At 71.5% G+C, this 11,562-nt stretch carries 12 protein-coding genes; 7 read left to right on the top strand and 5 right to left on the bottom strand.

Going from position 1 to position 11,562, the window contains the following annotated elements:
• The first annotated feature begins 1 nt into the window (after window position 1).
• The 4 genes from BUR99_RS12780 to idi are packed head-to-tail and all read left to right on the top strand — an operon-like array spanning window position 2 to window position 4,006.
• The gene (locus tag BUR99_RS12780; RefSeq protein ID WP_074260732.1) at window positions 2-910 is read left to right on the top strand and encodes a TatD family hydrolase; all 909 of its coding nucleotides are present in this window, start codon (window positions 2-4) and stop codon (window positions 908-910) included.
• A complete protein-coding gene (gene eboE / locus BUR99_RS20040) occupies window positions 910-2,049 on the top strand; it encodes a metabolite traffic protein EboE (RefSeq protein ID WP_074260731.1) in 1,140 nt (379 codons plus the stop codon). Before BUR99_RS12780 ends, eboE begins: the two co-directional genes overlap by 1 nt.
• Window positions 2,046-3,449: an alkaline phosphatase family protein gene (locus BUR99_RS20035; protein WP_074260730.1), complete on the top strand. Its 1,404-nt coding sequence runs from the start codon at window positions 2,046-2,048 to the stop codon at window positions 3,447-3,449. Before eboE ends, BUR99_RS20035 begins: the two co-directional genes overlap by 4 nt.
• On the top strand, window positions 3,446-4,006 hold the full coding sequence (gene idi, locus BUR99_RS12765) for an isopentenyl-diphosphate Delta-isomerase (protein ID WP_234980844.1): 561 nt from the start codon (window positions 3,446-3,448) through the stop codon (window positions 4,004-4,006). The genes BUR99_RS20035 and idi overlap by 4 nt, the downstream gene beginning before the upstream one ends.
• Window positions 4,007-4,030: 24 nt before the next feature.
• On the opposite strand, the gene BUR99_RS12760 is transcribed toward idi, so the two are convergent.
• The 3 genes from BUR99_RS12760 to BUR99_RS12750 all read right to left on the bottom strand — a co-directional run bounded on the left by BUR99_RS12760 (window position 4,031) and on the right by BUR99_RS12750 (window position 8,218).
• Complete coding sequence (locus BUR99_RS12760) at window positions 4,031-4,939, bottom strand: DNA-methyltransferase (protein ID WP_074260729.1); 909 nt, start codon at window positions 4,937-4,939, stop codon at window positions 4,031-4,033.
• 88 nt (window positions 4,940-5,027) lie between these two features.
• Window positions 5,028-6,731, bottom strand: a complete 1,704-nt coding sequence (locus tag BUR99_RS12755; protein ID WP_074260728.1) for an amidohydrolase — start codon at window positions 6,729-6,731, stop codon at window positions 5,028-5,030.
• On the bottom strand, window positions 6,728-8,218 hold the full coding sequence (locus BUR99_RS12750) for an APC family permease (protein WP_074260727.1): 1,491 nt from the start codon (window positions 8,216-8,218) through the stop codon (window positions 6,728-6,730). The genes BUR99_RS12755 and BUR99_RS12750 overlap by 4 nt, the downstream gene beginning before the upstream one ends.
• Before the next feature lie 103 nt (window positions 8,219-8,321).
• Here BUR99_RS12750 and BUR99_RS12745 point away from each other — a divergent pair, with 103 nt between their 5' ends.
• Window positions 8,322-8,936: a TetR/AcrR family transcriptional regulator gene (locus tag BUR99_RS12745; protein ID WP_074260726.1), complete on the top strand. Its 615-nt coding sequence runs from the start codon at window positions 8,322-8,324 to the stop codon at window positions 8,934-8,936.
• Between the two features lie 51 nt (window positions 8,937-8,987).
• Here the strand turns inward: BUR99_RS12745 and BUR99_RS12740 are convergent, their stop codons facing one another.
• Both BUR99_RS12740 and BUR99_RS12735 read right to left on the bottom strand, forming a co-directional pair.
• Window positions 8,988-9,323 carry a hypothetical protein gene (locus BUR99_RS12740; protein WP_074260725.1) on the bottom strand — a complete coding sequence of 112 codons (336 nt, stop codon included), beginning with the start codon at window positions 9,321-9,323 and terminating at the stop codon, window positions 8,988-8,990.
• Between the two features lie 62 nt (window positions 9,324-9,385).
• Window positions 9,386-10,435, bottom strand: a complete 1,050-nt coding sequence (locus BUR99_RS12735; protein ID WP_074261029.1) for a lipoate-protein ligase LplAB — start codon at window positions 10,433-10,435, stop codon at window positions 9,386-9,388.
• Between the two features lie 70 nt (window positions 10,436-10,505).
• On the opposite strand from BUR99_RS12735, the gene BUR99_RS12730 reads away from it, so the two are divergent.
• Both BUR99_RS12730 and BUR99_RS12725 read left to right on the top strand, forming a co-directional pair.
• A complete protein-coding gene (locus tag BUR99_RS12730; RefSeq protein WP_074260724.1) occupies window positions 10,506-11,150 on the top strand; it encodes a histidine phosphatase family protein in 645 nt (214 codons plus the stop codon).
• Between the two features lie 41 nt (window positions 11,151-11,191).
• Complete coding sequence (locus BUR99_RS12725; protein ID WP_074260723.1) at window positions 11,192-11,554, top strand: hypothetical protein; 363 nt, start codon at window positions 11,192-11,194, stop codon at window positions 11,552-11,554.
• Window positions 11,555-11,562: the final 8 nt, after the last annotated feature.

Raw genomic sequence — 11,562 nt, 5'->3', positions numbered from 1 at the left:
CATGCGAATCTTCGACCCCCACATCCACATGAGCGCACGCACCACGAACGACTACGCGGCGATGTACGCCGCCGGCGTGCGTGCGGTCGTCGAGCCGGCCTTCTGGCTCGGGCAGCCCCGCACGAACGTCGGCAGCTTCGTCGACTACTTCGACGGGCTCATCGGCTGGGAGCGGTTCCGTGCGGCGCAGTACGGCATCCGCCACCACGCGACGATCGGCCTGAACCCCAAGGAGGCGAACGACCCGCGCTGCCGCGAGGTGCTCGCCGTGCTGCCGCGCTACCTCGCGAAAGACGGGGTCGTCGCCGTCGGCGAGCTCGGCTACGACTCGATGACCCCCGAGGAGGACGAGGTCTTCGTCGCCCAGCTCGCGCTCGCCCGCGAGTTCGAGCTGCCCGCGATGGTGCACACGCCGCACCGCGACAAGGCGGCCGGCACGCTGCGCACGCTCGACGTGATCCGGGACGCCGGCATCGCGCCCGAGCTGGTCGTCGTCGACCACCTCAACGAGACGACGGTGGCGGCCGTCGCCGACAGCGGCTGCTGGATGGGCTTCTCGATCTACCCCGACACGAAGATGGACGAGGCGCGCATGGTCGCGATCCTCCGCGAGCACGGCACCGAGCGGATGCTGGTGAACTCGGCCGCCGACTGGGGCAACTCCGACCCGTTGAAGACCCGCAAGACCGGGCAGGCCATGCTCGACGCCGGCTTCACCGACGACGAGGTCGACGCGCTGCTGTGGCGCAACCCCGTCGCCTTCTACGGCCAGAGCGGGCGGCTGCACCTCGACCCGGTGCCCGGGTTCGAGGAGGCGGCGGATGCCTCGGGCGCCGCTGCAGCCCCGGCCGTTCCTGCCGCCGGGGTCACGTTCGAGGGCAACTCCGTGCTGCGGGGGGCGAGGGTCTGATGGAACTCTCCTACTGCACCAACGTGCACCCGGCCGAAGACCTCGACGGGGTGCTCGAGCAACTCGATGCCTTCGCCGGGCCGGTGCGCGAGCAGGCCGGCCTCGATCGCCTCGGCGTCGGCCTCTGGCTGCCGGCCGAGCTCGCACATCGGCTCGCGTCGAGCGAGGCCGATCGGCAGCTGCTGCGCGGGCGGCTCGACGCCAACGGGCTGGAGCTCCGCACGATCAACGCGTTCCCGTACAGCGCGTTCCACGCCGAGGTGGTGAAGCTCGACGTGTACCGGCCCGACTGGACCGACCCCCGCCGCGCCGCGTTCACGCTCGACTGCGCACGCGTGCTCGCCGAGCTGCTGCCGGCCGGGGCATCCGGAAGCATCTCGACGCTGCCGCTCGGCTGGCGCGACCCGTGGACCGACGACGACGACGCGCTCGCGACCGCGGCGCTCGTGCACGTCTCCCGCGAGCTCCGCGCACTGCGGGAGGCCACCGGACGCACCGTGCGCCTGGCCGTCGAGCCCGAGCCCGGCTGCATCCTCGACACCGTCGACGACGTCGTGCGGTGGCTCGCCCCGCGCGTGGCCGAGGGCATCGACCCCGAGTTCATCGGCATCTGCCTCGACACCTGCCACCTGGCCGTCTCGTTCGCCGACCCCGCCGCCGCCGTGCGGCAGATCGCCGACGCGGGCCTCCGGGTCGTGAAGGTGCAGGCGTCGGCGGCACTGCACGTCGAGCATCCCGGCGACCCGGCGAACCGCGAGGCGGTCGCCGCCTTCGTCGAGCAGCGCTACCTGCACCAGACCCGCGAGCTCTCCCCCGACGGCACGGTGCTCGCGGTCGACGACCTGCCCGAGGCGCTCGCCGGCCTCCCGGCCGACGGCCCGTGGCGGGTGCACTTCCACGTGCCCCTGCACCTCGCGCCCGCCGCGCCGATCTCGGCGACGACCGAGGTGCTGCGCGCCGCCGTCGACGCGGTCCGCGACATCCCCCATGGCGACGAGGCGCACCTCGACGTCGAGACCTACACCTGGAGCGTGCTGCCGGGCGGCGTCGACGACCTCGTCGCGGGCATCGCCGCCGAGGTGCGCTGGGCGGCCGACGAGCTGCTCGGCACCCGCTCGCTCTCGGAGGTGGCGTCGTGACCTCCGTGCTGCTGCTCGACGTCGTCGGCCTGACCCCGCGCGCGCTCTCGCACATGCCGCGGCTCCGCGCCATGGCTGCCTCGGGCGCCCAGACGAGGCTCGGCACCGTGCTGCCCGCCGTGACCTGCAGCGTGCAGTCGACGCTGCTCACGGGGCTCGCTCCCGCGCAGCACGGCATCGTCGGCAACGGCTGGTACTTCCGCGACCAGGGCGAGGTGCACCTGTGGCGCCAGCACAACCGCCTCGTGCAGGGCGAGAAGGTCTGGGAGACCGCGCGCCGAGCCCGGCCCGAGTTCACCGCGGCCAACATCGGCTGGTGGTACGCGATGGGCGCGACGACCGACATCACGGTCACCCCGCGCCCGATCTACCACGCCGACGGGCGCAAGTCGCCCGACGCCTACGTGCGCCCGCCCGCGCTGCACGACGAACTCGTCGGCGCGCTCGGCGAGTTCCCGCTCTTCCAGTACTGGGGCCCGACGGCGTCGATCAGGTCGACGCGCTGGATCGTCGAGGCCACGCGCACGGTCATGCGCGAGCAGCGCTCAGACCTCGTGATGGCCTACCTCCCGCACCTCGACTACGACCTGCAGCGCTTCGGGCCGAACGCACCCGAGGCCGACCGCGCCGCCGCGGAACTCGACGCGACGCTCGCGCCACTGCTCGACGATGCCGCCGCGGCGGGCGTCACCGTGATCGCCGTCGCCGAATACGGCATCGCCGAGGCGACGCATCCGGTCGACATCAACCGCGCCCTCCGACGCGAGGGCCTGCTCGAGGTCTACACGCAGGACGGCCGCGAGCAGCTCGACCCGTGGACGTCGCGGGCATTCGCCGTCGCCGACCACCAGGTCGCGCACGTGTACGTCGCCGACCCCGCCGACCTGCACCGCACCCGTGAGCTCCTCGAGGCGCTGCCCGGTGTCGACGAGGTGCTCGACCGAGAACAGCAGGCCCGGTACGGCATCGATCACGAGCGGTCTGGCGAGCTCGTCGTCATCGCCGAGCCCGGAGCCTGGTTCACGTACTACTACTGGCTCGACGACGATCGTGCGCCCGAGTTCGCGCGCGGCGTCGACATCCACCGCAAGCCCGGCTACGACCCCGCCGAGCTCTTCCTCGACCCGGCCGACCCGTTCGCGAAGGCGAAGGCCGGGCTCGGCCTGGTGAAGAAGAAGCTCGGCCTGCGGTACGCCATGAACGTGATCCCGCTCGACCCGTCGTACGTGCGCGGCACGCACGGGCGCCTGCCCGACGGCCCCGCCGACACCCCGCTGCTGCTGTGCTCCGACGCGAACCTGCCGTTCTGGACCTCGGCGGGCGAGATCGTGCCCGCGGCGAACGTGCGCGATCTCGTGCTGCAGGCGTCGGGCGTGCCGGCGAACGCAGTGGCCCCGTGAGCAGCGGTGCCGCCGTGACGGTGGCGGAACAGGTCGTGCTCCTCGACCCGGCCGGCGCCCCGATCGGCACGATGGACAAGGCCGAGGTGCACACCACCGAGACCCCGCTGCACCTCGCCTTCTCGTGCTACGGCTTCGATGCGCGCGGGCGGATGCTGCTGACCCGCCGATCGCTCAACAAGCGCACGTGGCCCGGGGTCTGGACCAACACGGCCTGCGGGCACCCGGCGCCCGGCGAGGCCGTCGACGACGCCGTGCGCCGTCGGCTGCGCACCGAGCTCGGCATCGAACCGACATCGCTGCGGCTCGCGCTGCCCGACTTCAGCTACCGGGCGACCGCCGCCGACGGGATCGTCGAGAACGAGGTCTGCCCGGTCTACGTGGCCGAGCTGTCGGGCGATCCCTCACCGGCATCCGACGAGGTCATGGACTGGCAATGGGTCGATCCGTCAGCCTTCGCTCGTACCGCGGCCGACGCTCCGTTCCTCGTCAGCCCCTGGAGCGTGCTGCAACTGCGCGAGCTCGCGGCCGCGGGCTTCCTCCCGCGAGCGCGATAGTTGCCCGAGCCGCCGACGGACGCTTCAGGACACCGTCGGCCCCTGCTCGAACACGACCCCCGCGACATCCGTGAACCGGCCCTTCATGACGGCGATCGCCTCGGGGTTCTCGTCGACGAGCACGAAGCGGCGGCCGAGCGTCGCGGCGACGGCACCGGTCGTGCCCGACCCCGCGAAGAAGTCGAGCACCCAGTCGCCCTCGCGCGTCGACGCCTGCACGATGCGGCGGAGGATCCCCTCGGGCTTCTGCGTCGGGTAGCCCGTCTTCTCACGGCCGGTCGGCGAGACGATCGTGTGCCACCACACGTCGGTCGGCAGCTTGCCGAGCTCGGCCTTCTCGGGCGTCACGAGCCCCGGGGCCATGTACGGCTCGCGGTCGACGGCGCTCGAATCGAACCAGTAGGCCGACGGGTTCTTCACGTAGACGAGGATCGTGTCGTGCTTCGTCGGCCACCGGCTCTTGGCCTTCGCGCCGTAGTCGTAGGCCCAGATCAGTTCGTTGAGAAAGCTCTCGCGCCCGAAGAGCGCATCGAGCAGCACCTTGGCGTAGTGCGCCTCGCGGTAGTCGAGGTGCAGGTAGAGGGTGCCGTCGTCGGCGAGCAGCCGCCACGCCTCCATGAGCCGCGGTTCGAGGAAGCCCCAGTAGTCGTCGAAGCGGTCGTCGTAGCGCAGCAGGTCGCCGCGGATGCGCTCGTAGCGCTTGCCGGCGAACCCGGTGATGGTTCCGACGGTGCTCACGGAACCCGGCTCGGGCGCAGCGTCATCCGTCGGCGACTCCGCGACGCGCACGTGGCGGGTCGACTGCCGCGACTGCGCCCGGCCCGTGTTGAACGGCGGGTCGAGGTAGATGAGCGTGAACCGGCCGTCGGGGAAGGTCGGCAGCACGGCGAGGTTGTCCGCATGGATGATGCGGTCGGGTTCGTCGCTGTGCACCCGTCCAGTCTGTCAGTCCGACCGTGGGCACGACGCTGGCCGAGCGGCCGCGTCGTGCCCTGCCGCGAGTGCGGCGCACCGCCCGGGCTCAGTGGTCGTGCACCTGCGTGTTCGGGGCGCCCCCGACGAGGGCGACCGGGTCGTGATCGGCGGGCCCGATCGCCTCGACGAGTCCGCCCGCAGAGTACACCGGCTCCCCGCCGACGACCGTGAGCTCGGCGTGCTCGTCGAGCAGGGCGGCCGGGTCGTCGTCGGCGGCCGTCAGGTCGCCCGACCACACGGCGAGGTCGGCGAGCATGCCGGGCGCGATACGGCCGAGCGCGTGCTCGAGGTGCCACGCGCGAGCCCCGTGCACGGTGTACGCCTCGAGCGAGCGATCGATGCCGACGCGCTCGGGGCTCGTCCAGGCGTCGGAGCCGTCGAGACCGGCCCGCGTGGCCGCCGAGTAGAGCCCGACGAGAGGGTCCATCTCGCCCACCTGCCAGTCGCTCGAGAAGGCGACGGTCGCGCCCGATTCGAGCAGGCTCCGGAACCGCCAGGCACGATCCCACCGCTCTTCGCCGACGTTCTCCATCCATGTGCCCGCCACCAGGTCGGGCGAGCAGTGCCGCGGCTGCATCGCCGCCGTCACGCCGAGTTCACGGAAGCGCGGCAGATCGTCGGGATGCAGGCACTCGACGTGCACGATGCCGTGGCGCCGGTCGCGGGTGCCGTTGCTGCGCGCCGCGTGTTCGATCGCGTCGAGGGCGAGCCGGATGCCGCCGTCGCCCGTGGCATGCGTGTGGGTCTGGAACCCGAGCCGGTCGAGTTCGCCGATGACGCCGACCAGCTCACGGTCGGGGTAGCTCGGGCGCCCGCGCACCCCCGGCCGGTTCGCGTAGTCCTCGAGCATCAGGGCGGTGTGCGGCTCGATCACGTCGTCGGCGTAGAGCTTGACCGGCCCGAACCGCAGACGGTCGTCAGCGGGTGCCGAGTCGACCGCATCGCAGAGCTGCGCGCGGAACGCGGCATCCGCTCCGACCGGGTGGAAGAGCGCCGCGATGACCCGCGAACTCAAGCGCCCCTCGCCGCTCGCGCGGGTGAAGAGGCCGAGCTCGGCGAGCGGCACCTGCGGTTCGACGACGGTCGTGATGCCGAGCGAGGTGGCCATGCGCATGCTCGCGCACAGCTTGCGATACCGGCGCTCCGGCGAGTACATCGGGATGTCCCGTTGCAGCGCCGCGAGTCCGGCCTCGGTCATGGCGCTCGTGTAGAAGTCGGTCACCCAGCCGGTCGGCTCACCGGTGCGGGCGTCGCGCTCGGGTCGGCCCCAGGGGATGTCGACGCCGTCGGCGATGCCGAGCACGCGGAGCGCGGTGCGGTTCAACCAGACGGAGTGCTGGTCGTACGTCGTGACGAACACCGGCCGGTCGGTCAATCCGTCGAGGTCGGCCGCGCTCGGCCGCCGGCCCTCGACGATCGAGTACACCGCGTTCTCGGCGCAGACCCAGTCGAGCTCGGGGCGGCGCGCCGCGAACTCGGAGATGCGCCGGCGCACCTCGGCGAGCTCGTGAGCACCCTCGAGCGAGACCGCGTCGGCGTCGAAGCCGAGCAGGAGGTGATTGTGGCTGTCGATGATGCCGGGGGTCACGAGACGCCCGGTGGCGTCGATCGTTCGGCGCGCTGCCGGGGCATCCGCTGCGGTGCCGACGTAGGCGATGCGGTCGCCCTCGACCCCAACGGCATCGGCCCAGGGCTGCGCGGGGTCGAAGGTGCGCACGCGCGCGCCGGTGATGAGCAGGTCGATGGTCATGCGCCGCGCCCTTCGCCCGCCGCGACCGGAGTGCCGTCGAGGTCGTCGGGGTCGTCGGATGCATCGATCAGGTGCAGCACGCCCGGGCGGTGCCGGAGGTACAGCACGAAGTACAGGTAGCCCGCGGCGACGATGCCGAACGCGATCGTGAGACTCAGCCACTGCGCCGGGTCGAGGATGCCGATCACGAAGATCGTGATGATCGCGACGAGCGCGAGCACGGGCGGCGCCGGCCAGAGCGGCATGCGGTACGTGCCGTGCGCAGCGGGCGAGCGGCGCACGACGAACGCCGCGAGCGCGATGAAGCCGTAGCTGAAGGCGAGGGTCGAACCGGTGGCGTTCAGCAGCACGTCGAAGGGGATGAAGCACGCCGCCAGCGCGATGACGCCCATCACGATGGTCGCGGCGACCGGCATGCTGGTGCGCGCCGACACCCGGCCGAGCGGCCGTGCGAGTGCGGCCGGCATCGCCTGGTCGCGGGCGGCGGCGAAGAGCAGCCGGCCCGATTGCAGGGCGATCGCGATGATGGCGTTGATGATGGCGAGTGCGATCGCGATGAGCACGACGACGGTCACCGTGTCACCGGCGCGGGAGGCGAGGAAGCTCTCGACCGGCAGCCCGGCACCGAACAGTTCCTCGAGCGAGTCGGCGCCGAGCAGCACGGCGGTCAGCGGCACGAGTTCGGCGATCACGGTGATGACGGCGCTCCAGAGCACGGCTCGCGCGATGGCGCGCTTCGCGTTCTTCGTCTCCTCGGCGAAGTAGACCGCGCCGCCGTAGCCGTTGTACGAGAAGATGCCCTGGGTCACGGCGAGCACGAGGCCGGCGATGCCGAGCGGCGCGAGCCCCCCGGTGGCCGCATCGAGCGCCTGCGAGTCGAACAGGTCGGTGATCGGTCGTTCGATGTGCACGAGGCCGAGCACGGCGAGCAGGGCGAGCGCCGCGAGCTCGATGAAGAGGAACACGCCGGTGACCCACGCATTGGTGCGGATGTTGAAGCACGCCGTCACGGTCGCGAGCACGATCACGATGAGCGCGGTCGCGAGCGGGTCGAGACCGGCGAGCGCGAAGCCCAGGTAGTCGGCCACGCCGAGCGCGAAGATCGCGATGATGAGCGGCAGGCTCACCATGCCGATGAAGAACACCGCTGCGCCGGAGGCCGGGCCGAGCACCCGGCTGACGAGGGAGTAGTCACCGCCGGCGATCGGGTGGCGCGAGGCGAGCTCGGCGTAGCAGAACGCGATGAGGATGCTGATCACGCCGGCGAGGGCGAAGCCCCAGAAGACGCCGGTGCCGTAGCCGGCGAGGGCCGCGCCGCCGAGGATGAAGACGCTCGAGGCCGGCGAGATGCCCGAGAGGGTGATGAGCACGTTGCCGCCGACGCCGAGCGAGCGCGAGAGCTGACCGCCGTGCGTCGTCGTCGCGGCCGTGTCGAGGGTGGGTGATGCCGGGGCGGCAGTGCCGCTCGGGGGGTTCGGGCTGGACATGCTTCGATCTCTCTTCGTCGGGGGATCCGGGCGTTCAGGTTTTTTGACACTTGAGTCAAATAACTCAAGCAGTGTTGCACGCCGATCGGATAGTGTCAACGACATGGCACGCCCCCGCACCCAGGAAGCACGACGGGCGGCCCTGATCGAAGCGACGTACGCGGCCGGACGCACCCACGGGCTGCGCTCGCTCTCGCTGACGGATGTCGCGGCGCAGGCCGGCCTCACCCGCGGCGCGATCCTCTACTACTACGAAGACCTCGACGCCCTGCTCGTCGAGGCGCACGCCGCCGGCGTCGAGCGCTTCTGCGACGCACGCGACGTCACGATCGCCGGCCTCGCCGATCCGCGCGAGCAGCTCGCCGCGGCGATCGACGCGGGCCTGCCGAGCGGCCCCGACGACGCGCTGATGAGCCTGCTCTACGAGTTCGACGTGCTCGCCGGCAACTCGGCCCTGCACGACGAGCTCGTGCAGAAGCTCTACCTGCGCCAGCTCGAGACGTATCGGGGCATCATCGCGGCGGGGCGCACCTCGGGGGCGTTCTCCCCCGGGCTTTCGGACGACGATCTCGCGATGACCTTCGTCGCACTCGAGGACGCCTACGGGCTGCACATCGTCGGCGGCAACGCCCTCATGACCGTCGAGAAGGCCGCCGCCGCGATGCGCGCCGTCGCCGCCGAACTCGGCTGCCCGACGGCTCTCTCGCCGGTCGAGTAGCGACCGAAGCGCATCGAGGCCCGCGGGTCGACCCGACCGGCGGCGGGAAACTCAGTCGCGGTCGACGTCGAGTCGGATCGTGCCGCGGAAGCGATCGGCGCCGACGGGCGCGGGCCGCGAGGCATCCGTGCCGTCGTCGTCGAACGCGATGCCCTTGTCGCCGTCGCCCGGAATCGGCGCGGGAACCGGGAGCCGGCTCTGCCGGTCGAGCTCGACCTGCGCCTCGTGCTTGCGGGGCGCGAAGACCTCGTCGCCGATCATCATGACGCCGCCGCCACCGCCGCCGCGCTTGGTCTTGTCTGAGAGGTCGATCCAGCCGCGCCGCACGGCGAGCGCCACGAAGGCGACGACGAGCGCGGCGATGCCGACCCAGATCCACCACTCCACCCGGCGAGTCTAACGGGGATCGCTGAGCCTTCCTCGCACGGTGTGGACAGTGCCCGGCGGGCTCAGGGAACCCGGTACAGCCACTCCCGCGTCGAGAACTTGGACTCGACGAGCGCCTCGGCCTCGGCGAGCTCGTCGGCGCTCACCGTGCCGGGGGTGGCTCCGTAGAGCGTCGCGAACGTCTGCTTCAGGCTCTCGATGACGGCCGCGCGCGACAGCCCGGTCTGCGAGCGCAGCGGATCGACGCGCTTGGCGGCCGACGCGATGCCCTTGTCGCTGATCTTCTCGCGGCCGATGCGCAGCACCTCGAGCATCTTCTCGTTGTCGAGGTCGTACGACATCGTGACGTGGTGCAGCACGCCCCCCGAGCCGAGTCGCTTCTGCGCGGCGCCGCCGATCTTGCCGAGCGGGCTCGCGATGTCGTTGAGCGGCTGGTAGGTCGCCTCGATGCCGATCGCACGCAGGCCCTGGAGCACCCAGTCGTCGAGGAAGGCGTAGGAGTCGGCGAAGCTCATGCCCTGCACGAGTTCGCCCGGCACGTAGAGCGAGTACGTCACGACGTTGCCGCGCTCCATCATCATCGCGCCGCCGCCCGAGATGCGGCGCACGACGTCGAAGCCGTACTTCTCGGCGCCTTCGGGGTCGACCTCGTTCTTCACCGACTGGAAGCTGCCGATGACGACTGCCGACTCGTCCCACTCCCAGAAGCGCAGTGTGGGCTTGCGGCGCCCCTCGCCCACACGGGTCGCCAGCACCTCGTCGAGGGCGAGGTGCGTGCGCGGCGGCACGGCCGCGTCGTGCACGATCTCCCACTCGTAGTCGGCCCAGCTCGTGGCGTCCGTCATCGCCCGTCGCACGGCCACCGCGATCGCTTCGGCCGAGAAGCCGAGCATGACGGCGTCGTGCCGGAGGCCCGCGGTGATCGCCGCGGCGATCTGCTTCGCATCGGATGCCGCGGAGAGCCCCGTGAGCGCGGCGTCGATGTCGCCCAGCGCCTCGTCGGGTTCGAGGAAGAAGTCGCCCGCGACGCGCGGGTTCACGATCACCCCGTCGCGCACCTCGAAATCGACGACCACGAGCTTGCCACCGGGCACCTTGTATTCACCGTGCATGCGGTACAGCCTACGGATGCCGGGCATGGATGCGGGAGCCTACGATCGAGGGGACGGCAGGGGGCCCGAGATGACGACGTTCTACCTGGCACGCCACGGCGAGACGACCTGGCACGCCGACCACCGGTACGCGGGCAATTCGGATGTCCCGCTGACGCGGCACGGTCTCGGACAGGCCGCCGCGCTCGGCGCCTGGGCCGTCGACGCGCAGCTCGACGCGATCGTCGCCTCGCCGCTCAGCCGGGCCCGGCGTTCGGCCGCGCCATCCGTCGAGACGACCGGCCTCGCACTGCGCATCGACGACCGCCTCGTGGAGATCGACTTCGGCGACGGCGAGGGGCTCACCCCGACCGAGCTCGCCGAGCGGTTCCCCGAGGAGTGGTCGGCGTTCTGCCGCGCCCCGGCGTCGAACCCCTTCCCCGGCGGCGAGCGCGGCCGCGACGGCATCGCCCGCGCCCTGCCGGTCTTCGACGAGCTCGTCGAGGAGTTCCCCGACGGGCGCGTGCTCGTCGTGGCGCACGCGACGCTCATCAGGCTGCTCTTCTGCGATCTCGCCGGCATGGACCCCGACGGCTACCGCGACCTGCTGCCGGTGCTCGGTAACTGCAACATCACCACGATCGTCTACCCGTGGGCGACGGAGTCGCAGGTCACGAGCCATCCGCGCATCAGGCTGCTCGGCTTCGACGTGCCTCCGGGACGCGCGGCGATCTGAACCACGGGTCCCGGCCGACCGCTCCTCGATAGCCTGACCGCATGCTCGTCATCGCCTCGGTGCTCATGCTCGTGCTCGCCATCGGCCACTCGCTGCTCGGTGAGCGCTTCATCCTCGTGCCGCTCTCTCGGCATCACGATCTGCCGCGAGTGGCGGGAGCGGAGTTCCCGGTGGCGACGCTGCGGTTCGCCTGGCATGTCACGTCGGTGCTCGCCCTCGCCATCGCCATCGCGCTGGCGCTGTTCGCGTTCGATGCCGGCGTGGATGCCGCGATCGCGGCGATCGGGTGGTGCCTCATCGCGGCGAGCCTGCTGCCGCTCGTGTTCAGCCGTGCACGACACCCGTCATGGGTCGTGCTCGCTGCGGCCGGTGCGCTGTGCGTGGTGTGGGCGATGCTCGACTGACGACGCGC

Source organism: Agromyces cerinus subsp. cerinus, assembly GCF_900142065.1.
Classification (GTDB): domain Bacteria; phylum Actinomycetota; class Actinomycetes; order Actinomycetales; family Microbacteriaceae; genus Agromyces; species Agromyces cerinus.
The sequence above is the reverse complement of the archived record's forward strand: the minus strand, read 5'-3'. Positions and strand labels throughout refer to the sequence as shown.

Coding starts and splice junctions, on each gene's coding strand:
- BUR99_RS12780 (WP_074260732.1), top strand. CDS start 2: ATGCGAATCTTCGACCCCCACATCCACATGAGCGCACGCACCACGAAC.
- eboE (WP_074260731.1), top strand. CDS start 910: ATGGAACTCTCCTACTGCACCAACGTGCACCCGGCCGAAGACCTCGAC.
- BUR99_RS12755 (WP_074260728.1), bottom strand. CDS start 6,731: ATGACCATCGACCTGCTCATCACCGGCGCGCGCGTGCGCACCTTCGAC.
- BUR99_RS12750 (WP_074260727.1), bottom strand. CDS start 8,218: ATGTCCAGCCCGAACCCCCCGAGCGGCACTGCCGCCCCGGCATCACCC.
- BUR99_RS12745 (WP_074260726.1), top strand. CDS start 8,322: ATGGCACGCCCCCGCACCCAGGAAGCACGACGGGCGGCCCTGATCGAA.
- BUR99_RS12735 (WP_074261029.1), bottom strand. CDS start 10,435: ATGCACGGTGAATACAAGGTGCCCGGTGGCAAGCTCGTGGTCGTCGAT.
- BUR99_RS12730 (WP_074260724.1), top strand. CDS start 10,506: ATGACGACGTTCTACCTGGCACGCCACGGCGAGACGACCTGGCACGCC.
- BUR99_RS12725 (WP_074260723.1), top strand. CDS start 11,192: ATGCTCGTCATCGCCTCGGTGCTCATGCTCGTGCTCGCCATCGGCCAC.